The organism is Pseudoalteromonas sp. SS15 (genome assembly GCF_049257195.1).
Classification (GTDB): domain Bacteria; phylum Pseudomonadota; class Gammaproteobacteria; order Enterobacterales; family Alteromonadaceae; genus Pseudoalteromonas.
The window spans coordinates 169,452-195,141 of sequence record NZ_JBMMUD010000008.1; the positions used below are offsets into that span (position 1 = coordinate 169,452).

A 25,690-nucleotide genomic window follows, 5' to 3' on the forward strand; every position below is an offset into this window, starting at 1 on the left:
AACATTCAATCTTTTATGTATAAACGAACGTTATGATTAGTGCAGTTATAGAAAAAAAAACAGACCTTGAAGTCATAGATTTTGTCCAAACCTTGGTCAGGGCCAAGTCAATTACCCCCGATGATGCAGGTACTTTAAGTTGGCTGTCTGAGCAACTGAGTCTACTTGGGTTTGACATAAAGATTTTGGAAGTCAATGGCGTTAAAAATTTAATTGCCGCAAGAAAGTTCGGTCCTGGGCCGAGTTTAGGCTTCATTGGTCATGTCGATGTAGTGCCTGCAAATTCGGATGGGTGGAAGGTCTGTCCATTTTCAGGCGAAATATTTGAAGGTTGTATTTATGGAAGAGGTGTTGCAGATATGAAAGGCGGTATCGCAGCTATGCTATCCGCAACCAAAAAAATGCTTAATCAAACATCACCTCAAATAGGTAGCTTATATTGGTTAATTACCTCTGACGAGGAAGGAGAAGCAGAATATGGCAGTAAGGAAATCGCTGCATATTTGGCTAAGAACGACATAGTACTTGATGCATGTCTTGTCGGTGAGCCTACCGCAGATAAAATTGCTGGAGATACCATAAAAAATGGGCGTAGAGGCGCGCTATCAGGTCGTATTCATATAAAAGGAAAAGCTGGGCATGTTGCTTACCCTGAAAACAGTGTAAATGCAGCGCATATTAGTGGCAACATAATCAATAGTCTGACCAACATTGTTTGGGAGTTGGATGAATATGGCTCTAAGACGGGGCTGCAGATAACAGGGTTACAGGTGAATAATAGTGTAGACAATATTATTCCTGACAACTGTGAGATTACTTTTAATATCCGTTATAGTCATAACTATGATAGCAAAGCAATTATAAAGCTGGTTGAGCAGGCATTAGTTGAAAACCAAGCATACATACAGTGTGAGTGGGAAAGGCCCTGTGAGTCTTATTACACTGGGCATAAACAAAATAATTGCTTCTTAGGCTTAGTCGAGCGGGCTATTTATGACACCTGTGGTCAATACCCCAAACTGACCACTGCAGGAGGTACATCGGATGGGCGTTTTTTTTCAAATAGTCATACTCAAGTCATCGAGTGTGGGGTAGCCAACGCAACTATACATCAAGTCAATGAGCGTATCGCAATACCTGATTTAATTCAGGTGAAGCAAATTTACTATGCTATTTTAAAAGATTACTTTAACTGCAAATAGTCGTTGTGCCTTGTTGCATTTGTTTACAACTCTTTTTGGCTGAGTGCTGTTCATGATTTGGGAAAGTGAGTAAAATTGTAAGAACATCATTTTCATATTGTTGGACACCACAAGCTTACGTTATCATGCAAGGAAGAATGACAATAAACACAGCTTTAATAAAAACAATGAAAAAAATAACAACTCTGTTGCTATGTTGTTTTTGCTTCTTTTCTACTTTAAGCCACGCAGATGAACATCTTGAAAAAGACGAATTGCTATGGCAATTCAGCTTAGGCACGTTTTGGGTCGATTCAACCATGACTCAGCTCGTGGGCGCCAACTCTCATTTTAGTGCACCAGGCTTATTGATTGATGCAAAAATCGAATATAAAAACTTTTACTTGAACACCCATTCAGGCGATTTCTACGGTGGTTCAGACTTAGGCTACCAATTAGTCATTGAAGATGGCTGGGGCATCGATGCCATTTTAGGCAGCTACCAGCAACCGTTTAATGAAAGTGGCTATTATGAAAATGAAGACCAAGTGCCTGAGCTTGCTGGTATCAAAGAAAGAGAGCATGATCTATCTCTTGGTTTTGCTTATTACTTTAATCACGGAGAATTTCAAACCGTCACAGAGCTTGTATTTGATGTGTTTGGAGACAGTGATGGCTGGTTATTTCATTTTGATACAACTCGTAACTTCGAACTACGTAACTGGGATGTTTGGTTAAATATAGGCGCAAACTATTATTCATCTGCCTTTATTGATTATTATTATGGCATTGATGCTGATGAAGCGACTGCATTTAGGCCTGAATACGTAGTAAGTAATACTTCATCATTTTACCTACAGCTACAAGCAGATTACCCAATAGCTCAAAATTGGGTATTCAGTGCTGGTGCGTCTGGTTTTATTTATTCGTCGCACATTGTAGAAAGCCCAATTGTTCACTCCAGGCACGCTCGTGTCTTTTTTGCAGGAGTGAAGTATGTATTTTAAAATGATCTCATTTTGTTCGTTGCTTGTGACTTCTACGAGTTATGCACAAACAAAAGATGAAGGACCAACCGAGATCTTAAACGTCATGCCGAGCAAGTGCGTGGCGTTGAATGAAGGGCGAACCTGTTATACTGATGTGAAGTTTGCTGTCACAGCGCCAGATGTTGGTGACTACTGTTTAAGAGAGAGTGGCACGAAGAAGATCCTTCAGTGTTGGGCAAATACTAAGACATTTATGTATACGCTGAATTTTGGCTCAACAGAAAGTATTAGCTATGAGTTAATTTCTAAGCAAAAGAGAGATACCTTGGCTGTCACTACAATAGAAGTGAACTGGGTACATAAGATTAAGTCTAAAAAGCGTCGCTGGAGAATATTTTAAGGAAGACAAGCAGTCTTCCTTAAAATTTGGGTGTCCAATAGAAGGGAGCTAAAGCATTGAAAAAAGCTTTAAGATTGTAACTATTGGCACTGTTCAATCAGTTCACGTAAATGCTGACCGACATCCTGGGTTTTATTTTGGCCCTGTTCAAGTAAATTTGTTAATTGAGTTTGTAATTCTGATAGCTCATATTCACCGAGTAAAGTTTTGAGGTAATCAACGGTTTCAGCTCCATGCTGAAGAAGCTGACCGATTGTTTCTAAGCTAAGCTCTTGTTCGGTTAAGTTATTGATTGTATCAACTAAACCAGCCAAATCAGCACTATCTTGTAATGCGCCCTCAACTTCTACCAAAGCACCCATAGGATCAGCATCTAAGCTAGTAGCAACACAGGCTGCGACACTGCCTTTTTCAGCTGATGCTGCAACAGCTTGTAAGCCTTGCTCACGAATAGCTTCAATTGCAGCTTTTAATTCTTGATTTTCAGATAAGTATTGCTGTTCAATCTGTGCTTTTGAACTTTCGAAAACATCACAACCAGTCAAAGACACGGTAAAAATACCTGCAAAAAATAATGCTTTTTTCATTTATGTTCCTAATAAGCGAATTTCTTACAGTTTACGGATCTGAACGCAATTTTCCATTCAATTGAGTCGTCATACTACGCTTATTTCGATATTGCAGCATAGATATCACATTACTAACACCATGGATTTGCGTTTGTACCATATTCGTGAAGACAAACAATATACTTTGCCAAGCTTTGCGCACTGCGAGTGTAAACTTAGATTTTAATGTGGTGCTTAATGCCATTAGGAAAGCTTCTCGGAAGACATTTACTTGGTACTTATCTTGAAAAAGCCGGCTCAAATAAGCTCGATTTTTCTCTATATACAGCCAAATGCTCTGTTGAGAAGTTAAGTGTTCAGTTAGAGAGCAAATGTATTGCTTATGATCAAAAAGATTAGAGCAAGAAATAAAAGTGGGCAGTTTCTTTTTGACTAATAAATTAAAGTAAGTGAAGAAATGCTGAAAGTCATCACAAATATCTTTACTCGAAGAGGTTAACAACTGAAATTGGTAAGGGGATAAACTCATATTGAGTGCCTCATAAATATTAGGCACGTCCATTTGCATTAATCTTTATACCATCTAACTTGATGATATCGCCTCGTCAAAGCGCTTAATAAAAAGTATAGAGGGCTTTAAAATTTTTGAGCTAAAAATTCAGGAGTTTCTGCTTTTTACTCATAAATAAAGAAATCAGGACGTATTTATCTGCTTTATGGTTGCTTATTTATGGAACACTCCCTATAATACAGCCTGTTTTTGCAGTAGTAGTGCTGCACGTTGGCGCGGGATGGAGCAGCCTGGTAGCTCGTCGGGCTCATAACCCGAAGGTCGTCGGTTCAAATCCGGCTCCCGCAACCAATTTTAGATAACATTTTTATGTTTTCTTACTCTGGTAGCGCGCATTCATTGTAATGCGCGTTTTGCGTTTATAGCGTTCGTATTTAGCGCTGGCGTGACCAAGCTAGGCCTCAGGCCGCACAGTTTTGTATTTAGTGTGACGCCCCGCTTGGTCCGGGGCGTTGTTGTATCTAAAGCTTGCTAAAGATACATGATTACTTTGGGCATTTTGCCCTTTTTTTGTTTGTATGGAGGATATTTGTGTCAAAAATCGAGCTAGAATTAACAGCTATGCTAGAGCCTGCTGTTGAAGCATTGGGATTCGAACTTTTGGGTCTAGAGTTTGTGCAAGCCGGTAGACACTCAACTCTACGTGTTTACATCGAACATGAGAATGGCATCACGGTTGATAACTGTGCTGATGTGAGTCGTCAAGTGAGCGCGATTTTAGACGTTGAAGATCCGATTACAAATGAATACGACCTTGAAGTGTCTTCACCAGGTGTTGATAGACCCTTATTCAAGCCTGCACATTATGAGCAAGCACAAGGTGAAGAATTAAGAGTTCGTACCAAGCTTCCTCAAGATGGAAGAAGAAATTTTAAAGGTGATTTAGTTGCTGTATCTGGTGACATGATCACTCTCCAAATCGATGGGCAAGATCATATGATCATGCTTAGCAATATTGAACGTGCCAACATCATCGCAAAATTTTAATAATTAGAGCGAAGGACAAGGGCAAGCGAGGCATTATTATGGCAAAAGAAATACTTTTAGTAGCAGAAGCCGTTTCGAATGAAAAAGCGGTTCCTAGAGAAAAAATCTTTGAGGCGTTAGAATTTGCATTAGCAACGGCAACAAAGAAAAAGCATGAAGGTGAAATTGACGTACGCGTTTCAATTGACCGTAAAACGGGTGAATACGATACTTTCCGTCGTTGGATGGTAGTAAACCCACAAGAAGATGGGTCATTAGAAAACCCATTTTCTGAAATCACTTTAGAAGCAGCGCGTTTTGATGACGACAGCATTGAACTGGGTGATTTTATTGAAGAACAAATTGAGTCAATTAAATTTGACCGTATTACTACGCAAATGGCCAAGCAAGTAATCGTACAAAAAGTACGTGAAGCAGAGCGTGCGCTGGTTGTTGAAGCTTATAAAGACCAGCAAGGTGAGCTTGTTACTGGTGTAGTTAAAAAAGCAACGCGCGATGCAATTGTCATTGATTTAGGTAACAACGCAGAAGCTGTGATTTACCGTGAAGATATGCTACCACGCGAAAGTTTCCGTCCGGGTGACCGTGTTCGTGGTTTATTATACGAAGTTAAGCCAGAAGCACGTGGCGCGCAATTATTTGTAACGCGTTCTAAGCCTGAGATGCTGATGGAATTATTCCGCATCGAAGTACCTGAAATTGGTGAAGAAATGATTGAACTTCGCGGTGCAGCTCGTGATCCTGGTTCACGTGCTAAAATTGCGGTTAAGTCAAATGATAAGCGCATTGACCCTGTGGGTGCATGTGTGGGTATGCGTGGTGCGCGTGTACAAGCTGTTTCGACAGAACTTGGTGGCGAGCGTGTTGATATCGTGCTTTACGATGATAACCCAGCGCAGTTTGTTATCAATGCAATGGCGCCAGCAGAAGTTGCATCAATTGTAATGGATGAAGATTCACGTTCAATGGATATCGCAGTAGAAGCTGATAACCTTGCGCAAGCAATTGGTCGTAACGGTCAGAACATCCGTTTAGCTAGTCAGTTAACAGGCTGGGAACTAAACGTGATGACAGTAGAAGATATGGAAGCGAAGAACGCGGCTGAATCTGATAAACTGATCAACTTATTTACGGAAAACCTAGACATCGATGATGACTTTGCAACTTTGCTTATCAATGAAGGTTTCTCTTCACTTGAAGAAGTAGCTTACGTGCCTGCGGCTGAGTTCTTAGAAATCGATGGTCTTGATGAAGATACAGTTGAAGAGCTACGCAATCGAGCAAAAGATGCATTAACAACAAGTGCTCTGAAAACTGAAGAAAGTCTTGAAGGCGCAGAGCCTGCTGAAGACTTACTTGCTCTAGAAGGATTAGAGCGTCACCTTGCATTTGTAATGGCAAGTAAAGGCGTTGTAACACTTGAGGATTTAGCAGAGCAAGGTATTGACGAATTAGTAGAGATTACTGAACTTTCAGAAGAACAAGCGGGTGAGCTTATCATGGCTGCACGTAATATCTGTTGGTTTGGTGAAGACGCATAAAATTTATTAACGGAGGTAACACACACTATGGCAGAAGTAAGTATTGAAAAACTGGCCGAAACTATTGATACATCTGTTGATAAACTGTTGCAGCAATTAAGTGATGCTGGGATCAGCAAAAGCAATGGTGATATGGTCACTGAAGCTGAAAAAGCACAATTACTTGATTATTTGAGCAAGCAGCACGGTGGTAAAGGTGCTGAAGGCCCAGAGCGTATGACATTACAGCGTAAAAGCAAAAGCACTTTAAGCGTGAAAGGTTCGACAGGTAAAGAGAAATCTGTACAAGTTGAAGTTCGTAAAAAGCGCACTTATGTCAAGAAGAGCGCCGTTGAACAGCAAAAAGAGCAAGAGCGTTTAGCGCAAGAGGAAGCTGCTCGTAAAGAAGCTGAGTTGAAAGCTCAGCAAGAAGCTGAACAAAAGGCGAAAGAAGAAGCAGAGCGTAAAGCAAAAGAGGAAGCGGAGCGCAAAGCTAAAGAAGAGGCAAAGCGTAAAGCTGATGCTGAACGTAAAGCCAAAGAACAGCAGAGCAAGCAAGTGGATACAGAACAGCAAGAGAAAGATCGTCTAGAGGCTGAAAGATTGCAGAAAGAAGCAGAAGAAGCAGCTTTGAAAAAAGCTGAAGAAGAAGCAAAACGTCAAGCTGAAGAAGCTCGTCGTCTAGCTGAAGAAAACGAAGCGCGCTGGAAAAAGGAAGAAGAAGAGCGCAAGAAGCGCGAAGAAACAGCAGATCACCACATGACTACATCAACATATGCTCGTGAAGCAGAAGATGAGTCAGATGCGCGTGAAGAAAAGAGTGCACGTCGTAAGAAAAAGAAGAAAGGTCCAGCAAAAGCTGAAGCACCAGTGAGAGGCCGCAAAGGTAAGCTGAAGGCACCTACTTCTTTACAACATGGTTTCCAAAAGCCAGTTGCTGACGTAAAACAAGAAGTTCGTATCAGTGAAACAATCACAGTTGCAGAGCTTGCATCTCGCATGGCGGTTAAGGGCGTTGAAGTCGTTAAAACCATGATGAAGATGGGTGAAATGGTTACAATTAACCAAGTACTTGACCAAGAAACAGCACAAGTTGTTGCTGAAGAAATGGGCCACAAAGTTGTTCTTGTTAAAGAGAATGAGCTAGAAGAAAAAGTACTAAATGACCGTTGTGAAGGTTCGGCTGAGCTGAAATCTCGAGCTCCAGTTGTAACGGTTATGGGTCACGTTGACCACGGTAAAACGTCAACACTTGACTACATCCGTTCTAAGAACGTGGTATCAGGTGAAGCGGGTGGTATTACTCAGCACATCGGTGCTTACCACGTTGAAACTGAAAACGGCATGGTAACTTTCCTAGATACCCCGGGTCACGCAGCGTTTACTTCAATGCGTGCGCGTGGTGCGAAAGCAACTGATATTGTAATCCTAGTTGTTGCTGCAGATGATGGCGTAATGCCTCAGACAATCGAAGCGGTACAGCACGCTAAAGCGGCTGAAGTACCACTGATTGTTGCTGTAAACAAAATCGATAAAGAAACAGCAGATCCAGATCGCGTTAAGAATGAACTTTCTCAGCATGATGTAATTCCTGAAGATTGGGGCGGTGACGTACAGTTCGTTCACATCTCAGCGAAGACAGGTCAAGGTGTTGATGAGCTACTTGAAGCGGTTCTAATGCAAGCTGAAATCCTTGAGCTTACAGCTGTTCATGATGGTATGGCTTCAGGTGTTGTCATTGAATCTCGCTTAGATAAAGGCCGTGGTCCTGTTGCTTCTGTACTAGTTCAGTCAGGTACACTTAAGCAAGGTGATATCGTACTTTGTGGTCTTGAGTACGGCCGTGTTCGTGCAATGAAAGACGAAGATGGTAAAGACATCAAAGAAGCGGGTCCTTCAATTCCTGTTGAGATCTTAGGTCTTTCTGGTGTGCCTGCTGCTGGTGATGAAGCGACTGTTGTTAAAGATGAGCGTAAAGCGCGTGAGGTAGCACTTTATCGTCAAGGTAAATTCCGCGATGTTAAACTTGCCCGTCAGCAGAAAGCGAAGCTTGAGAATATGTTCTCTAACATGACAGAAGGCGATGTGTCTGAAGTTAATGTTGTACTTAAAGCGGACGTTCAAGGCTCAGTAGAAGCGATTTCTGATGCGTTAGTGAAGCTATCAACAGATGAAGTTAAAGTGAAGATTGTTGGTACAGGTGTAGGTGGTATCACTGAAACTGATGCAACACTTGCTGCAGCGTCAAACGCGATTGTCGTAGGCTTTAACGTACGTGCTGATGCATCGGCTCGTAAAGTGATTGAAGCTGAAAGCTTAGACTTACGTTATTACAGTGTAATCTACCACTTAATCGACGAAGTTAAGCAGGCAATGTCTGGTATGCTTGCACCTGAATTCAAGCAAGAAATCATTGGTCTTGCTGAAGTTCGTGATGTGTTTAAGTCACCTAAAATTGGCGCAATTGCCGGTTGTATGGTTACTGAAGGTGTTGTTAAACGTAACAATCCAATCCGCGTACTTCGTGATAACGTTGTTATTTACGAAGGTGAGCTTGAATCACTACGTCGCTTCAAAGATGACGTAAATGAAGTTCGTAACGGTATGGAATGTGGTATCGGTGTTAAGAATTACAACGATGTACGCGTAGGCGACCAAATTGAAGTATTCGAGGTTGTAGAGATCCAGCGTAGCCTGTAATCAACTGCTATACTGAATTACAAAAATGGGGGCATTTATATGCCCCCATTCGTCTATTAGAGATATGAATAAAACTATTACTAAAATCAATGGTTTAAATTACAAGTAGGTGATAATGAGAGAATTTTCTCGTACTGACAGAGTTGCACAGCAAATTCAAAAAGAAATCGCTGTGATCTTACAAAGAGAAATTAAAGATCCGCGTTTAGGTTTTGTTACGGTTTCTGCCGTTGAAGTTTCAAGAGACCTTTCATACGCGAAAATTTTTGTGACTGTGTTAAATACCAGTGATGAAGATAAAACCAAACAGAGCGTACAAATACTGAATGATGCAACGGGCTATATTCGTTCTATTTTAGGTAAACGTATTCGCGCTCGCATTATGCCTGAGTTGAGATTTGTTGTTGATACATCTCTTCTTGAAGGTATGCGTATTTCTAACTTAGTTGACTCTGTGATCCGTGAAGACAATGCAAAGCGCGGCCCAGAGGAAGAAAACGAAGAGTAATTAGCATGGCGAGACGATCTAAAGGTCGCCCGGTTGATGGCATTTTACTTCTTCATAAGCCAGAAGGCATTTCTTCAAATAAAGCATTACAGCGCGCTAAAGGTATTTATTACGCGCAAAAAGCTGGTCACACTGGGGCACTAGACCCACTTGCGACAGGTATGCTGCCAATTTGTTTTGGTGAAGCGACTAAGTTCAGCCAGTTTTTACTTGATACCGATAAAACCTATGTCGTAAGAGCAAAATTAGGCGAACGTACCACCACCTCAGACTCTGACGGTGAAGTAGTCGAAACTCGTCCAGTTGCAGTGACGCAAGAAATGCTTGAAGAGCAAGTTGCTAGCTTTTTAGGTGAATCAGATCAATACCCTTCGATGTACTCAGCGTTGAAATACGAAGGCAAGCCTTTGTATTTTTATGCAAGGCAAGGTATCGAAGTGCCACGCAAATGTCGCAAGATCAATGTGTTCAGTTTAACACTTGACGAATATGACGCAGAAAATGAAGAAATTCAAATGACGGCGCATGTGTCTAAAGGCACTTATATTCGCACAATTGTTGACGACTTAGGCGAAAAGCTTGGCTGTGGCGCACATGTGATTATGCTTCATCGTTCGAAAGTGGGGCATTATCCAAGTGATAAAATGCTGACACTCGAGCAACTTGAAGAAAGACTAAATCAGGCGAAAGCAGAAGATTTACCAGCAAGTACGTATCTTGACGAATTGCTGTTACCCATGGATACCGCACTCGTTGATTTACCTTGTGTTGAAATTGATGAAACGCAAGGCATTGCATTTGGCCACGGTCAAACAGTAAGTTGTGGTGAGTTGCCAGAGGGTCCGATTAAAGTCGTTGCCAATGGTCAATTTGCTGGTGTAGGTGAACGTAATGATCAAGGCTTACTAAAAGCAAAACGCGCACTTTCAAGTCAACAAGATTAAATACTAGAGTTTAGGTGTGAATGTTGATAAACTACGCGCCGCTTCCCGCTTTGGCTGAATTAGTGATCGGCTAAAGCACAATTTAAATTTATTTTGGAGTTATTATGTCACTAAGCAACCAAGAAAAAGCAGAAATCGTAGCAAAATTCGCACGTGCAGAAGGCGACACTGGTTCACCAGAAGTACAAGTTGCACTTCTAACTGCTGACATCAACAAGCTACAAGGTCACTTCGCTAACCACAAGCATGATTTCCACTCACGTCGTGGTCTTCTACGTAAAGTTAGCCAACGTCGTAACCTTCTAGACTACCTAAAAGGTAAAAGTGTTGAGCGTTATTCTGCACTAATCAAAGAGCTTGGCCTACGTCGCTAATCTTTTTGTTTATGTTGGCTTTTTAGTCAATGATAAAAAAGGGGCCTAATCGCCCCTTTTTTTGTGGGTATTCTACAAGTATACTTACTCGCACTTGGCAATTTTGCCGAGTGAACGCCGACGCGTTAGCCAATTGTAGTACTTAAGCAGATTTATTGAGTCTATTTAAGACTGTAATTGGTGATTGTTGGCGTTTTATTTTGTTTTAAATAAGGAAAATATTGTGCAAGCAATTATTAAAGAATTTCAACTAGGTCAACATACAGTGACCCTAGAAACAGGTGCAATTGCACGTCAAGCTGACGGTGCGGTACTAGCAAGCATTGGCGACACTTCAGTTTTAGTAACGGTTGTTGGTAAGCGTGATGCGGCACCAGGTCAAGACTTCTTCCCACTAACAGTAAACTACCAAGAGCGTATGTACGCTGCTGGTCGTATCCCTGGTGGTTTCTTAAAGCGTGAAGGTCGTCCAAACGACGGTGAAACATTGATCGCTCGTCTAATTGACCGTCCAATTCGTCCACTTTTCCCAGACGGTTTCGTAAATGAAGTACAAGTTATTGCAACAGTTGTATCTGTAAACCCTGACATCCAGCCTGATATGGTTGCGATGATTGGTACATCAGCAGCACTTGCTATTTCTGGTATCCCATTCAACGGTCCACTAGGTGCAGTTCGTGTAGGTTTCACTGACGGTCAATACGTACTTAACCCAACACTGACTGAGCTTGAGTCAAGCAAGCTAGACCTAGTTGTAGCCGGTACTGAAAACGCAGTATTAATGGTTGAATCAGAAGCTGAAGTACTGACAGAAGAAGAAATGCTAGGTGCAGTTGTTTATGGTCATGAACAAGCACAAGCTATTATCAAAGCTGTTGAAGAGTTCAAGGCAGAAGCTGGCAAACCAGTTTGGGATTGGACTGCGCCTGAAAAGAACGTAACACTTGCTGATAAAATCGCTGCAATCGCAGAAGAGAAAATTGGCGCTGCTTACCTGATCACTGACAAAGTGGCACGTAAAGAAGCGCTTTCTGCTGCTAAAGCAGAAGTTGTTGAAAAGCTAACTGCAGAGCTTGCTGAAGATGAGTCTTTAGATGAGCAAGAAGTTGGTAAGTTGTTTGGTTCTTTAGAGAAGAAGACAGTACGTGGTCGTATCATCGCGGGTGAAAAGCGTATCGATGGTCGTGAACCAGACATGGTTCGTGCACTAGACGTAATGACGGGTGTTCTACCTCGTACGCACGGTTCTGCTATCTTCACACGTGGTGAAACTCAGGCGTTGGTTACTGCAACATTAGGTACTGAGCGTGATTCACAGCTAATTGACGACCTAACTGGTACTCAAAAGAACCACTTCATGTTGCACTACAACTTCCCTCCATTCTGTGTAGGTGAAACTGGTTTTGTAGGTTCTCCTAAGCGTCGTGAAATCGGTCATGGTAACCTAGCTAAGCGTGGTGTAGCTGCAGTTCTTCCTACACTTGAAGAATTCCCATACTCAATCCGTGTAGTATCAGAAATCACTGAATCAAATGGTTCATCTTCAATGGCTTCTGTATGTGGTACGTCACTAGCGCTTATGAACGCGGGTGTACCAGTTAAAGCTTCTGTTGCGGGTATCGCAATGGGTCTAGTTAAAGAAGGCGAAGATTTTGTTGTTCTTTCTGACATCTTAGGTGATGAAGATCACTTAGGCGACATGGACTTTAAAGTAGCTGGTACTAACGCGGGTGTTACTGCTCTTCAAATGGATATCAAGATTGAAGGTATCACTAAAGAAATCATGCAGATCGCACTTAAGCAAGCAAAAGCGGCGCGTTTACACATCTTAGGTGTGATGGACCAAGCTATTGCGGCACCTTCAGAAGAGCTTTCTGAATTTGCACCGCGTATCTACACAATGAACATTCCACCGAAGAAGATTGCAGATGTGATCGGTAAAGGTGGTGCAACAATTCGTCAGCTTACTGAAGAGACTGGTACAACAATCGAAATCGAAGATGACGGTACAGTTAAGATTGCTGCAACAGATGGTCTAAGTGCAAAAGATGCTATCGCACGTATCGAAGCGCTTACTGCAGAACTTGAAGTTGGTACGCTTTACAATGGTAAAGTTGTACGTATCGTTGACTTTGGTGCATTCGTTAACGTACTTCCTGGTAAAGATGGTCTTGTACACATTTCTCAGATCAGTGAAGAGCGTGTAAACAACGTGTCTGATCACCTATCTGTAGGTCAAGAAGTTAAAGTTAAAGTACTTGAAGTTGACCGTCAGGGCCGTGTTCGTCTGAGCATCAAAGAAGCTGTTGAGAAAAAAGCAGACGCTGAGCAAGAAAAGCCAGCTGAATAATCTGTTTTCTCTCATGTAACAATGAAAAGGGGCTGTTAGGCCCCTTTTTTTATGTTTTAATGGCACTTATCGCTATTACGAGTGTCAGCATATAAAGACGATTCAAGTTTGCTGATATCACATAAAGGAAGCCAATGAAGTTTAAATCATTTCTACTCGCATCAGTGGTTGCGATGACCTTAGCGGGTTGTCAAACAACCTCAGAGAAACAAACGGCTAAGTCGGTGGCTAATGTACCTTTAGGTGTCCCACTCGCACCAAATTATAGAAATGAAATTGAAATTGCTCGTTATTCGGAACTGTTGCTCTCTCCTGAAATTAATAATGACCAAAAAGCAGAGTTGTTTCTGAGAAGAGGTCGACTCTATGACAGCGTTGGTTTATCAACATTGGCGCGTATTGACTTTAATCGTGCAGTGCAGCTAAAACCAGATCTTGCCTCTGTGTATAATTTTCTAGGCATTCACCATACACTTGCACAGGATTTCGGTAAGGCGTACGAAATGTTTGATGCGGTTTTAGAATTGGACGAAGACCATCAATATGCTTATCTTAATCGTGGCATAGCGCTTTATTATGGTGGCAGACCAGAGCTTTCTAGCCAAGATTTAGAGGCATTTTTAGCACGCTCTCCCGCTGATGCTTATCGTGTTATGTGGGTATATTTAGCGCAAGCAAAAGTTGATGCCAATGTCGCTTACGAGCAGTTGAAAGCCAATAGCCAAGCACTTAACCCAGATGAATGGTCTACCCAGCTTGTACAACTTTACTTAGGTCAGCTAACCGAAACTCAGTTTTTAGCCCAGATCACAGAGGGTGTAGCAGGGCAGCAGCAATATGCAGAGCGACTCTGTGAAGCATATTTTTATTTAGCAAAGCTATATCAAGCAAGAGGTAAAGAGGCTGTCGCGGTCGACTTCTTTAAACTTGCACTGGCTACAAATGTATTCGAATTTGTCGAGCATAAATATGCTCGATTGGAACTAGAGCTTTTTGCCGGTGTTAAAGCTGGCTAAGTATTTTTGCTTTTGCTTCTTTCTTGTGGTGATCAACAGCAGTGTTGATCACCCAATGCTTGCGGATAAACTTTCACAATCTGATTTTTTAGAGCGCTTTCCTCAAGCGTATTATTTTGTCGATATAAACCCATTCTACTTACCCGCCACTACCCTAGAAAAACTTCGGCGCTTAGATGAGCCTGAAGTGAATTTAGCTTGGCTATTCCATTTGGTTCGGGAGGGCGAGTTTCATAAAACAAGATTTCTCTGGCAGGCTTTGCCAACCAACATTCCCGAAACAAGATTGAATGAATTGGTTGAGCTACTCGTTTTAAAGCAGCGCTGGGAAGAATTAACGACGTTGTCAAAGCACCTTAAGCCAACAGAGCGATTAGAGACAGTATTAGGTGTTCAGCAAGGCATCGCACCTGATAAATTGAATGAGAGCCAATTAGACGGGCTATCTATCGCATTGTTACCTGAACAAATCGCTTTTAATACAGAGTGCAAAAATAATGTATTGTTATTAGCCGATCGTTTTTCTGTATATCAGCATTTAAATGCTTTACGAGACAAATATTTGCAAAAGCCAGAGCCAGAGCAGAATAGCTTTTGTTTGAGTGAGGTTTATTATGTCGGCAATGCACTTATGTGCGAAGAGGGCTTTAAGGGGTTTGCAACTTGTGACGTTATGCGAGATTTGCCTAAATCAGACTTCTTAATTGTCATGACAACAAGTGGGCTTGCGAATGTAAGAGGGACACAAATGACGCTCACTCTGACAAGTGATTACGACGTTCTGGTTCATGAATTAATGCACTTCAGTGGCTTTGAGGATGAATATGCCATTTATGGCCAAAAAGCGCACTGGTTGTGTAATTCACAAGGGTTTAAAGCACCAAACCTATTTGTTGGTTCACCTGAAAATGCGCCTCAGGGCTGGGTAAAATCAAAGACCTGTCAAAATGGTAAGCTTGACGCTTTTAAACCTGCGCTCAAATGGAGCAAAATGCAATTTCAAGAACTGCCACTTTCGGAACAATATAGACAGCTTTGGCAAAAAAAAGTACAACAAGATTGGTTGATTGAGCAGCAAAAGCTGGCAAACAACGCTCAAACTATTATTAATTAAGCTGTCTGCTTATATCTAATTTTATAATTTAATCTGAATTGTTTGTTAATTTCGTCTAGTATTTAACCAGCTAGAACCTAAAACTATAGACAACTCAAACACTAATAAAGTATAAATTGTAACAGTTTTGCATGGAGAAAATGCGCAATTAGATGCATAACTATCCATGACTATCAGTGTTTAGTTGCACTGTTTATCTCTGTGACAGCACAATAAAAAAGGTTAATTATATGACTTTGCTTTGGATACCTTTGCTATCCTTCTTTGGCAGTATTATTTCATCTTTAACAGGCAAGTTAACGCGTAACCAAACTACCGCTTTAACACTCGTAATGCCTGCTATTGCCTTAATACTGGTCATTAACTCTGCTGCAGATGTCTTTGCGGGTGAAGTACTGCGTGAAAGCATCAATTGGGTGCCTGCACTTGGCCTAGAGTTATCATTCCGACTTGACGGGCTCTCACTGTTATTTATTTTTATGATCTTAGGTATTGGCATGTTGGTTATCTTCTATGCCCGTTATTACCTGAGTGAAAAAGACTCTATGCCGAAATTATTTGCTTATCTAATGCTGTTCATGACGGCGATGTTAGGTATTGTAACGGCGAATAATGTGCTTCAACTATGGCTATTCTGGGAGCTTACCAGCATTAGCTCATTCTTATTAATTAGCTATTGGTGGGATAAGTCAGAAGCACGTAAAGGTGCACGTATGGCGCTAACTATCACAGGCGGTGGTGGTCTTGCCTTGCTTGCCGGTCTGTTAATGTTGGGTCATATTGTCGGTAGCTATGATATCGATGTCATACTAGCAAGCCGCGAGCTTATTCAAGCACATGACTTATATGAAGCTACGTTAGTATTGGTATTATTAGGCGCATTTACCAAGTCTGCACAGTTTCCATTCCACTTCTGGTTGCCACATGCGATGGCAGCACCAACACCTGTAAGTGCTTATTTACATAGTGCGACTATGGTAAAAGCGGGTATTTTCCTACTGGCACGTTTTTACCCAGCGCTGGCGGGAACTGAGCTTTGGTTTATTTTAGTTGGCCTTACTGGTTTAGCGACTTTATTGTTTGCAGCTTATGTTGCGCTGTTCAAGCACGACCTAAAAGGGTTGCTAGCTTACTCTACAATCAGTCACTTAGGTTTGATTACTTTATTGTTTGGTTTGGATACTGAGCTTGCAACCGTCGCGGCAATTTTCCACATTATTAACCATGCGACTTTTAAAGCGTCATTATTCATGGCTGCAGGTATTATTGATCATGAGTCGGGGACACGAGATATGCGTAAGCTCAATGGTATGTGGCGATTCATGCCTTATACCGCAACGCTTGCTATGGTTGCCGCCGCGTCTATGGCGGGTGTGCCGCTACTCAACGGTTTCTTATCAAAAGAGATGTTCTTTGCAGAGACCCTGCACCAACAATTATTAGGCTCAATGTCTTGGTTAGTACCAGTGCTTGCAACCATCGCTGCTGCTTTCTCAGTCGCTTATTCTGCGCGATTTATTCATGATGTTTTCTTTAACGGTGATCCAATTGATTTACCAAAAGAGCCACATGAAGCACCAAGATACATGCGTGTTCCAATCGAAATACTTGTTGCCTTGTGTTTAATTGTGGGGATGTTCCCGAACTTTATCGTTCATGACATTATTTATACTGCTGCAGATGCGGTGCTTGCAGGGCAGGTACCAGAGTATAAGATCTCTTTATGGCATGGCTTTAATTTACCATTGCTTATGAGTGCGCTGGCCGTTGCCGGTGGTATTTTAATTTATACTCAGCGCAAGTATTTATTCCAATTCCAAGCATCACTGCCGCCAATGACGGGTAAAAAGATGTTTGATGGCTCAGTGTCCAAATTAGTGAAATGGAGCCAAAACAAAATTGCCGCAGTTGAAAATGGTTCTCTGCAACGTTATTTAATGCTGATGTTTGTGATTGTTTTACTGGCTGCTGGTTGGCCGCTATTTGAAATGGCACAGTTAGCGGGTGACAACCCTCTGACACCAGTAGATGTGCACAATGGTATTGGCGCAGGCTTATTAATGATAGCTGCAATCGCAACCGTTATTTGGCATCGCCAGCGCATGATTTCTTTGTTAATGGTGTCTGTTGTAGGCTTAATGGTGTCAATTGCCTTTACACGCTTCTCAGCCCCTGATTTAGCATTAACCCAATTAACGGTAGAAGTTGTCACCATTATTTTACTTATGTTGGCATTATTTTTCTTACCGCAGAAGTCACCTAAAGCTTCAAGCTCAGTACGTGTATTGCGTGACCTTGGGATCGCTTCAACAATCGGTATCGTAATTGGTAGTATTTGTTATGCGTTAATTACTCGTCCACTGACCAGTATTTCTGATTTCTTCTTAGCAAATGCGAAAACAGGCGGTGGCGGTACTAACGTGGTAAACGTGATCTTGGTTGATTTTCGTGGTTTTGACACGCTTGGTGAGATCTGTGTACTCGGTATTGCTGCGTTGGGTATCTACAAGCTATTGGTAAACTTACCGCTGTTTATGCCGGGTTCTGATAGTGAAGGGCGCCCTTGGGCGAAAGAGCGCTATCCGTTGTTGCTTGCAAGTATCTCACAGAGTCTACTACCACTCGCGTTGTTAGTGTCTTTCTATATTTTCCTTCGCGGCCATAACTTACCTGGTGGCGGCTTCATTGCAGGTCTTATCACTGCGATAGCCTTTATTCTGCAGTACATTGCGCATGGTTCGAACTGGATAGCAGAGCGTTTAACCATCAACTACCGTAAAATTATTGCATCGGGTATCGCAATTGCCCTAGCAACAGGTGTAGGCAGTTGGTTATTTGGCCGTCCGTTCTTGAAAACATGGTTTGATTACTTTGACTTACCTGTAATTGGCCAGATTGAGCTTGCCAGTGCCCTCATATTCGATTTAGGGGTATATATCACTGTTGTTGGTGCAACGCTGATGATTTTAGCAAGTCTAGGTAAATTAACTGCCAATGCACCGAAAGAAGAGGTAAACATCTAATGGAAATATTATATGCATCTTGTGTGGGCCTTTTGGTCGCGTGTGGCGTGTTCTTGATTTTGCGCTCAAGAACTTTTCCTGTGGTATTAGGCCTAACTATGTTGTCTTACGCGGTGAATTTATTTTTATTCGCATCAGGTCGTTTAACTTTAAATAAAGCCGCTGTACTTGGATATAGTTCAGATTACGCAGATCCTTTACCACAAGCTTTAGTGTTAACTGCGATTGTAATTGGCTTCGCGATGACCGCATTTGTGGTGATTTTAGCAATCCGAGGCCGTGCAGATTTAGGTAATGACCATGTTAATGGTCAAGTTCCGACTAATAATAACAAGGGCAAAGCATGATCCAACATTTAACTTCTCTGCCTGTATTACTTCCTATGTTGGCAGGGGTTATTTTATTAATGCCACCTTGTGGTAAGAATAAGCAGATCCGTCGCTTTTCTTCAGTGGCACTCAGTTTTATCACCTTGCTAGCATCGGTGCTGCTGTTGTTACAAGTAAAAGAAATGGGTAGCACAACCTATGCGATAGGTGATTGGCAGGCACCGTTCGGTATTGTGTTGTTTGCTGATCCGCTCTCGACTTTACTGGTTTCTCTCACTTCTTTGCTTGGACTAACTTGTGCATTGTATGCGTGTGCAGGCGATGACGAGAAGGGCAGCTTTTATCATCCTTTATTGCATTTCTTAGTGTTGGGTGTAAATGGCGCATTCTTAACGGGCGATGCATTTAACCTATTTGTTTTCTTTGAAGTGTTATTGATTGCATCTTATTCATTGTTAATGCATGGCGGCGATAAGCATAACACTCGAGCAGCGTTACAATACGTGATAATGAACTTGGTGGGCTCAGCCATTTTCTTAATTGCGCTAGGCATTTTATATGGTGTACTTGGCACATTAAACATGGCTGATATGGCAAGCAAGATCACAGACTTACAGGGTGATGATGTTTACCTTGCAAAGATTGGTGGCTTGTTATTACTTGTTGTATTTGCACTAAAAGGCGCGCTTTTACCGCTTCATTTATGGTTGCCTAACACATATGCGACGGCCATACCGGTCGTTGCAGCACTGTTTGCAATTATGACCAAGGTGGGTGTTTACTCGATGATGCGAGTGTACACGCTGATTTTTGGTGATGAAGCCGGTGAGTTAAGCCATATGGCCCAGAGTTGGCTGTGGTGGTTAGCCTTAGCAACTATTGTAATGGGCGCAATTGGTGTTCTGGCGAGTAAAGACATGCGCAAACTTGTGGCTAATTTAGTGATAGTATCTGTGGGTACGCTGGTTGCGCTCGTTGCTGTGCAAACAGAAGAAGCCAGTGCTGCAGCTATTTTCTATCTAGTTCATTCGACACTTGTTACGGCTGCATTATTCTTACTTACCGATATGATAGGCATTCAACGTGGTAAAGTCGCTGATCGCATCACAATAGGCCGACCTGTCACCCAGCCTATTTTACTTGGCGGGGCGTTTGCTATCGCTGCTATTACGGTCATTGGAATGCCGCCGCTCTCAGGTTTTATTGGCAAAGTTTGGCTACTCAGAGCGACGTTCGAGAGTGAATATGGTGCTATATTCTGGGGGCTTTATTTATTGGCTAGCTTGGCTTTATTAGTTGGTATTTCAAAGGCAGGCAGTACAGTGTTTTGGCATCACCAAAACAAAGCGCAAGACAATGCAGAGCCAGTCAAGGCACATAAATATCAGATATCTGCGCTGTTAATTGTATTACTGGGCTCACCATTAATGGTTATCTTTGCTGGTAATATGTCTGAGTATGCCATTGAAGCGGCAAAACAACTACATGACTTCTCAGCGAATATCTCTGTGGTACTTGGGGAGGCGAAATAATGCGTACAGAAGCAAGATTTAAGTGGCTACCAACGCCATTTAGAAGTTTATTACTATTTAGTGTTTGGTTGTTACTCAATAACAGTGTTTCGCCTGGGCATCTGATCTTAGGTGCAATTCTAGCTGTAGTGATCCCATTGGCGACTAATCCATTTAGGACGAAACAGCCACTGATCTTACATCCCGGACTGGCATTAAAACACCTATTGTTAGTGTTGTACGATATCATTACCGCAAATATTCAAGTTGCGCTTTTGATACTCGGGCCGACAAAGAAGCTTAATCCGGGCTTTGTTAAGGTGCCGCTAGATCTTGACCAGGCCATGCCGATTACGATTCTAGCCAGCACAGTATCGCTGACGCCAGGTACGGTTAGTGCTGAGGTTTACCCTTGGAAAGAGACATTACAAGAAGGTGAAGAGCCTGAGCAGCGTTATTTACTCATTCATGTGCTTAACCTAAAAGATGAGCAAGAGTTGATTAACACCATAAAACAACGTTACGAAGCACCTTTAAAGGAGATCTTTGAATGTTAGAGACAGTTATCCTGATTGTATTTGCAATGATTGGCGTTTCGTTACTATTAAATCTGTGGCGATTAGTGAAAGGCCCGTCAGTGCCAGATAGAATCTTGGCTTTAGATACCATGTACATTAATAGTATTGCTCTGATTATTTTATATGGGCTGAGCATGGGCACTGAGCTTTACTTTGAGGCAGCGCTGTTAATTGCAATGTTAGGTTTTGTAAGTACTGTTGCTGTATGTAAGTATTTACTACGTGGCGATATAATAGAGTAGGTGAACGATGGCTGAGTGGATTATTTCTATATTACTTTTGATTGGCGGCTCATTCGTATTGGTGGGGTCAATTGGCCTTGTGAAAATGCCAGACTTCTTCATGCGTCTACATGGTCCGACAAAAGCAACAACACTGGGTATGGCTTGTTTGCTAACTGCGGCAATGGTGTTCTTTAGTCAATCTGAAGCGGGGATCAGCGTTAAAGAGATCTTGATTTCGATTTTCTTACTATTAACAGCACCAATTAGTGGTTATATGCTCATTAAGTCGGCAATACACCACAAGCTTGATAGTATCGAGCGCACAAAAGGTAAAGATAACATTGAGGACGATGTTTGATTTAGCTGACTGTTTAACCTTTTGAACGAGCTAATTTACATGGCTCTTTCAGGTGGATAAAGTTTAAAAAATGAGACAAGCGCGCTAAGAAAAGACTTAGCGGCTTGCTCATTGGGCTAGTAAACGTTTCTATAATGCAGGTTGGATCTCTACTTCTTGACCTTGAGCAAGGGTTTCAGCACCCCTTATCGCAATTCTGTCACCTACTTTTAAGGCGCCTTTGTCTTTTGCTTTAATTGCAACTTGCTCGCCTTGGCCTTTACCAACAATCACTGCTACATGCTCTGCGGTATTATCCTCTTTAATTTTCACGATATGCACACCTTGTTGCCTAAGTATTAGAGCGTCTCTATTAACGATTAGTTCCTCAGTATTTGAGCTTAAAGGTACCACGACATCGACTAATTGCCCGGAAGCCCAGCTTTGTGCGTCATTTGTTAAAAGGTCTGCACGAACTTCAAAGGATTGCGCTCTTGGATCAGTTGCTGGGATCACAGCGGTTACAGTTGCAAGTGCCTGTTGTGGGTCATCTAGTTGACCCGCGTTTAACTGTAATTCATTGCCTAAACTTAAGTATTTTAAATATTTAACTGGTACATACAAACGCACTTCAAGGTTGTTTATGTCAATTAAACTGACAAGCGGCTGAGCACGGTTTATTTCGCTACCAGCAAGTTCATATCTTTCGCTCACTACACCACTAAATGGCGCTTTCAGTACTGCTCGGTTTAATTGGTCTTCAATGACTTTCAGTTCAATCTCAGCCAATTTAATATCAGTGAGGGTTAAGTCATGTTGATTCTGCGCTTGATCGACTTGTGTCGCTGCGGCGCTGTTACTTTTCGCCAATCGTTTTAAGCGAGCAAGTTCCTGCTTTTGAAAGGTAAGATTAATTTTGGCTCTCTCTAACATGACCTCTTGTTTTGCCTTAGCGAGTTGTAGTGGCAACAAGTCAATCTTAGCGAGCATGCCATTTTTGTTGACCAACTGTCCTGGTGTGGCTACAAAGGTTAATCTGCCAGCTACACCAGCCGTTAATGTGACATCTTGTTTTCCATAAAGAGTACCGTGTACTGACAAATTACTGTGTAGTTTTGCCTGCTCTATGGTTTCAACTGCAACAGGCGAAACCGCAAAACTCGATGCAGAAAATAGGCCGATACTAGACACTATTCCTATGGCTAAACTGCTTGAAAGTATGCTCGTGCGAATCTTAGAGGGGTTAAAAATCATCATCGGTTTCCTTTATTGATTCGCAACTAAATTGAGTTGCGGTTTTTCTTTGTTTATGGGTTTCGGCGTTTTATATTTGCTTTTACCTAACAGTAATAAGCTAGGCATTAATACCAGTGTAAAAATAGCGCTGATAGCCATCCCTCCCACAATTACGGTTGCTAAACCGCGGTATATCTCTGAGCCGACACCTGGCACTAGCATCAGTGGCAGCATGCCGAATAAACTGGTTAGCGTACTTAAATAAACTGGGCGAGCACGTAATAATACGGCTTGTTTTACTGCATCTTCTCTTTGCATTCCGTCTCGTTCAGAGCTACGAGTTTGGTCAACTAATAAGATGGCATTATTAACGACTAATCCAAGCAAAATAATAAAGCCAATCATGGTTAAGAGGTCGAGTGATTGAAAAGTAAATAGGTTTAGTACATACAGAGCAATAACTCCGCCTGCTAACGCCAATGGCATGATCAAAAGAACAAGGAAGCTATCTTTGGCTGATTTAAATAATGCAGTCATTAATAAAAATAAGATGAATAAGGCTAAGGCAAAATTGATGGTCATTTCCTCAATTGCTGAATTCATCTTCTGCGCATTACCAGCCAAGATTACACTCGTTGAAGCAGAAACCGCAGCTTGTACTTTTGGTAGCACTTGTGAATTAAGGCGTGTTTGCGCCTCCTGTAAACTCATCTGGGGCGGTGGGGTAACCATGACAGTGACTGTGCGCTTGCCATTTACACGTCTTAATTGTGTTGGTCCTACGGTTCGTTCAACACGGGCAAGTTCACCGAGTGTTTGTGTGCCAGCCAGAGGTGTAATGATAGGCATCTCTTTAAGTTCTTCTGGGGATTGCCAGGGTTTTGCACGCAAGATGACGTTCATTCGTTCGTTACCATCGAAGTACTCATTAATAAATAATCCCCCAGTGAATGCTTGTACAGCTTGTGCGACATCACTGCGTGTTAGACCCGCTTGAGTGATCCGCCTATCATCAGGGTGAAGCCTTAATTCTGGTTCAGCCATATCTAAACGCGGCATAGGCTGCGCTGAAGCGTTAGGTATGGCTTCTCGTGTTGCTTGCAAAGCGACTCTTGCACCTGCGATCAAATCATCAATATTTGGGCCAGATAAATCGATATTTATTGCGCGACCATCTCCACCATTGTTAACTCGGATCATCGAGCCTCGTGTTAGAAAAACACGAGTATCGGGCAAATCGTGGAATATCTCTTCACGTGCGACTTTCATTAACTCTTCAACTCGGGTTGGATCGTCCGAGTAAATAAACCCACCGGCATTCGAACCGAAGACATAGAAGTTAAAGTCTTTAATTTTTGGCGACTTTTCTCCTTCGTAATATGGCATTACACGTTTTTTGACTCGTGAAGCAATTTCGGCTTCCATAAATTGGATATTTCCACCCGGAGGTGTCAGCAAGGTATAAAAGAAACCGTCGGTAGGGGCACGAGGCATAAAATCTGTTTGAGGCAATAAAGCATAGGTTATAAATATAGAGCCACCTAATAAAGAAATTATCCAACTAAGTTGTTTAACCCTACTATTGGTTAACTTAACCACAAAATGAGTGACTTTATGCCAATAGGCCTGATATGGATCTGGCTTAATTTTTGTATCAGGCCAAAGCTTATTCGCGACTGGAATAAGCGTCATGGCACAGATAAGTGACGAGATAACAGCGATAGATAAGGTTAAAGCGAGATCTGAAAATAGCTGACCTTCAATACCCGCCATAAACATGATGGGTAAAAATATAGCGACACTGGTTGCAGTGGAAGCAAATAAAGCCCCCCCAACTTGTGTGGCCCCTTTCAAAGTTGCTTTGCTTGCAGCCATGCCCGTGGCAGTGAGTCGAGCTATGTTTTCTTGCACGATAATTGCGGCATCAAGCACTAAACCCACGGCAAATGCCAGCCCTGCTAATGACACAACATTTAAACTTCGCTCAAATAGGTTAAGCGCTAAAAATGCAACCATCAGTGAAACAGGGATGGTTGCTGCGATGATCAAAGTGGGTTTTAGTCCTCTAAAAAACAGCCAGAGAATACCGCAAGCCAGTAATACCCCTAAGCCTAAATTACCTTTTACCAGCTGTAATGCATTTCTGATATGCACCGATGAATCGAAGCTTAGTTCAATGGCAAGGCCAGCTTCTTTTAAAGCGCCTTCATTTAATTCTTTAATGGCGTGATTTATTTCGTCTAATACAGCAACAGTATTGGCGTCATTTGCTCTTGAAATCGTGATGTAATAAGCTGGTTTACCATTTCTTAATGTCATAGAGCGGCGATCAGTGACTGTATCTTCGACACTGGCGATATCGCCTAAATAAATGGGTCGTTCACCTACATAGCCGACTCGTAGTTCAGCTAAGTTGTCGACATTGTATTTTCCGGTGAATCGCACTGTGTATTGTCGACGTCCGACATCAGCTAAGCCTCCAGAGCTATCATTGGCAGTCGATAAAGTGCGGCGAATTTGCGCAAGACTGATGCCAAATGCCGCTGCTTTTTGCGGGTCGAATGTTACACGCAGCTCTCGAGGACGTTCACTGTTCATATTGACACGAGAAATTCCAGGGATCCGCGCAAGCCTAGGTTCAATAATGTCTTCAATTTGCTTTTGGTATTGCGCCATATCAAGTTGTTCAGAGTCAAAGCTTAAAGGCACAACTAATAAACTCGCTGCTGTTGGACCACCTGAGCCCGGACCACCGTTTCCTCCAGCAGTAACCACAGGGTCCATCGCATCTAAAGGAAGAGGGGGAGCTTGGTTTAAACTAGTCAGCACATCAAGCATGGCTTGTTGCATATCAGCGCCAACCGCAAAAGTCAGATTTATAGCACCGCCACCTTGGTTAATATTGGTATTTACCTCGAGTGCACCAGGTGTATGTTTTACGGCATTTTCTAAAGGCTCGATGATCATAGATTCAATTTCTTCAGGGGCAGCTTGTCGCCAACCAGAAAAAATGGTGATCTGAGGTTGTTCAATTTCAGGAGTAAGCTGAATAGGTAACTTAAAAATACTGATGATGCCAAATAAAATGATTAAAGTAAGAATGACAAGAACCGCTGCAGGGTTCTTTAAAGAGGAACGGGTTAAGTTCATGGTAATGTCCAAAGGCACCAAAAGTAATCAGCTATAACATTGTGGCGCAGATGTGGATAAATTAGCAAAGACAAAAAAT

The 25,690-nt window shown here is 42.1% G+C and carries 22 protein-coding genes and 1 tRNA gene; 19 read left to right on the plus strand and 4 right to left on the minus strand.

The window, feature by feature from the left end:
- Positions 1–32 precede the first annotated feature (32 nt).
- The 3 genes from dapE to AAEU28_RS16640 all read left to right on the plus strand — a co-directional run bounded on the left by dapE (position 33) and on the right by AAEU28_RS16640 (position 2,570).
- Positions 33–1,202 carry a succinyl-diaminopimelate desuccinylase gene (gene dapE, locus AAEU28_RS16630; RefSeq protein WP_421965129.1) on the plus strand — a complete coding sequence of 390 codons (1,170 nt, stop codon included), beginning with the start codon at positions 33–35 and terminating at the stop codon, positions 1,200–1,202.
- A gap of 167 nt (positions 1,203–1,369) precedes the next feature.
- Positions 1,370–2,188, plus strand: coding sequence for a MipA/OmpV family protein (locus AAEU28_RS16635; RefSeq protein ID WP_421965130.1), 819 nt, complete (start codon positions 1,370–1,372; stop codon positions 2,186–2,188).
- Positions 2,178–2,570: a DUF3019 domain-containing protein gene (locus AAEU28_RS16640; protein WP_421965131.1), complete on the plus strand. Its 393-nt coding sequence runs from the start codon at positions 2,178–2,180 to the stop codon at positions 2,568–2,570. Before AAEU28_RS16635 ends, AAEU28_RS16640 begins: the two co-directional genes overlap by 11 nt.
- An 80-nt stretch (positions 2,571–2,650) precedes the next feature.
- On the opposite strand, the gene AAEU28_RS16645 is transcribed toward AAEU28_RS16640, so the two are convergent.
- Both AAEU28_RS16645 and AAEU28_RS16650 read right to left on the minus strand, forming a co-directional pair.
- Positions 2,651–3,157 (minus strand): hypothetical protein, encoded by a 507-nt coding sequence (locus tag AAEU28_RS16645; RefSeq protein ID WP_421965132.1) that lies wholly within the window; start codon positions 3,155–3,157, stop codon positions 2,651–2,653.
- A gap of 31 nt (positions 3,158–3,188) precedes the next feature.
- Positions 3,189–3,668: a hypothetical protein gene (locus tag AAEU28_RS16650; RefSeq protein WP_421965133.1), complete on the minus strand. Its 480-nt coding sequence runs from the start codon at positions 3,666–3,668 to the stop codon at positions 3,189–3,191.
- A gap of 256 nt (positions 3,669–3,924) precedes the next feature.
- Here AAEU28_RS16650 and AAEU28_RS16655 point away from each other — a divergent pair.
- The 16 genes from AAEU28_RS16655 to AAEU28_RS16730 all read left to right on the plus strand — a co-directional run bounded on the left by AAEU28_RS16655 (position 3,925) and on the right by AAEU28_RS16730 (position 21,246).
- Positions 3,925–4,001 (plus strand) — tRNA-Met (locus AAEU28_RS16655).
- A 240-nt stretch (positions 4,002–4,241) separates the two neighbouring features.
- Positions 4,242–4,697 (plus strand): ribosome maturation factor RimP, encoded by a 456-nt coding sequence (gene rimP / locus AAEU28_RS16660; RefSeq protein WP_390447777.1) that lies wholly within the window; start codon positions 4,242–4,244, stop codon positions 4,695–4,697.
- A gap of 38 nt (positions 4,698–4,735) precedes the next feature.
- Positions 4,736–6,238, plus strand: a complete 1,503-nt coding sequence (gene nusA, locus AAEU28_RS16665) for a transcription termination factor NusA (protein ID WP_421965134.1) — start codon at positions 4,736–4,738, stop codon at positions 6,236–6,238.
- 27 nt (positions 6,239–6,265) lie between these two features.
- Entirely contained in the window at positions 6,266–8,917 is a 2,652-nt protein-coding gene (infB, locus tag AAEU28_RS16670; RefSeq protein ID WP_421965135.1) for a translation initiation factor IF-2, read from the plus strand.
- A 115-nt stretch (positions 8,918–9,032) separates the two neighbouring features.
- Positions 9,033–9,425, plus strand: a complete 393-nt coding sequence (gene rbfA, locus AAEU28_RS16675; RefSeq protein WP_404390596.1) for a 30S ribosome-binding factor RbfA — start codon at positions 9,033–9,035, stop codon at positions 9,423–9,425.
- Positions 9,426–9,430: 5 nt separating this feature from the next.
- Complete coding sequence (gene truB, locus AAEU28_RS16680; protein ID WP_421965136.1) at positions 9,431–10,369, plus strand: tRNA pseudouridine(55) synthase TruB; 939 nt, start codon at positions 9,431–9,433, stop codon at positions 10,367–10,369.
- A gap of 104 nt (positions 10,370–10,473) precedes the next feature.
- Positions 10,474–10,743 (plus strand): 30S ribosomal protein S15, encoded by a 270-nt coding sequence (rpsO, locus tag AAEU28_RS16685; protein ID WP_010385052.1) that lies wholly within the window; start codon positions 10,474–10,476, stop codon positions 10,741–10,743.
- Between the two features lie 223 nt (positions 10,744–10,966).
- The gene (gene pnp / locus AAEU28_RS16690; protein ID WP_421965137.1) at positions 10,967–13,093 is read left to right on the plus strand and encodes a polyribonucleotide nucleotidyltransferase; all 2,127 of its coding nucleotides are present in this window, start codon (positions 10,967–10,969) and stop codon (positions 13,091–13,093) included.
- A 134-nt stretch (positions 13,094–13,227) separates the two neighbouring features.
- Positions 13,228–14,109, plus strand: a complete 882-nt coding sequence (gene nlpI, locus AAEU28_RS16695) for a lipoprotein NlpI (protein ID WP_421965138.1) — start codon at positions 13,228–13,230, stop codon at positions 14,107–14,109.
- A 55-nt stretch (positions 14,110–14,164) separates the two neighbouring features.
- On the plus strand, positions 14,165–15,223 hold the full coding sequence (locus AAEU28_RS16700; RefSeq protein ID WP_421965139.1) for a hypothetical protein: 1,059 nt from the start codon (positions 14,165–14,167) through the stop codon (positions 15,221–15,223).
- 230 nt (positions 15,224–15,453) lie between these two features.
- Positions 15,454–18,246, plus strand: coding sequence for a monovalent cation/H+ antiporter subunit A (locus AAEU28_RS16705; RefSeq protein ID WP_421965140.1), 2,793 nt, complete (start codon positions 15,454–15,456; stop codon positions 18,244–18,246).
- Positions 18,246–18,593, plus strand: coding sequence for a Na+/H+ antiporter subunit C (locus AAEU28_RS16710; RefSeq protein WP_058029285.1), 348 nt, complete (start codon positions 18,246–18,248; stop codon positions 18,591–18,593). The genes AAEU28_RS16705 and AAEU28_RS16710 overlap by 1 nt, the downstream gene beginning before the upstream one ends.
- On the plus strand, positions 18,590–20,107 hold the full coding sequence (locus AAEU28_RS16715) for a monovalent cation/H+ antiporter subunit D (protein ID WP_421965141.1): 1,518 nt from the start codon (positions 18,590–18,592) through the stop codon (positions 20,105–20,107). The genes AAEU28_RS16710 and AAEU28_RS16715 overlap by 4 nt, the downstream gene beginning before the upstream one ends.
- Positions 20,107–20,643 (plus strand): Na+/H+ antiporter subunit E, encoded by a 537-nt coding sequence (locus tag AAEU28_RS16720; RefSeq protein WP_421965142.1) that lies wholly within the window; start codon positions 20,107–20,109, stop codon positions 20,641–20,643. Before AAEU28_RS16715 ends, AAEU28_RS16720 begins: the two co-directional genes overlap by 1 nt.
- On the plus strand, positions 20,637–20,906 hold the full coding sequence (locus tag AAEU28_RS16725) for a K+/H+ antiporter subunit F (protein ID WP_058029288.1): 270 nt from the start codon (positions 20,637–20,639) through the stop codon (positions 20,904–20,906). Before AAEU28_RS16720 ends, AAEU28_RS16725 begins: the two co-directional genes overlap by 7 nt.
- Positions 20,907–20,913: 7 nt before the next feature.
- Positions 20,914–21,246, plus strand: coding sequence for a Na+/H+ antiporter subunit G (locus AAEU28_RS16730; RefSeq protein WP_058029289.1), 333 nt, complete (start codon positions 20,914–20,916; stop codon positions 21,244–21,246).
- Between the two features lie 129 nt (positions 21,247–21,375).
- Here the strand turns inward: AAEU28_RS16730 and AAEU28_RS16735 are convergent, their stop codons facing one another.
- The gene (locus AAEU28_RS16735) at positions 21,376–22,482 is read right to left on the minus strand and encodes an efflux RND transporter periplasmic adaptor subunit (protein WP_421965143.1); all 1,107 of its coding nucleotides are present in this window, start codon (positions 22,480–22,482) and stop codon (positions 21,376–21,378) included.
- A gap of 9 nt (positions 22,483–22,491) precedes the next feature.
- Entirely contained in the window at positions 22,492–25,611 is a 3,120-nt protein-coding gene (locus AAEU28_RS16740; RefSeq protein WP_421965144.1) for an efflux RND transporter permease subunit, read from the minus strand.
- Positions 25,612–25,690 lie beyond the last annotated feature (79 nt).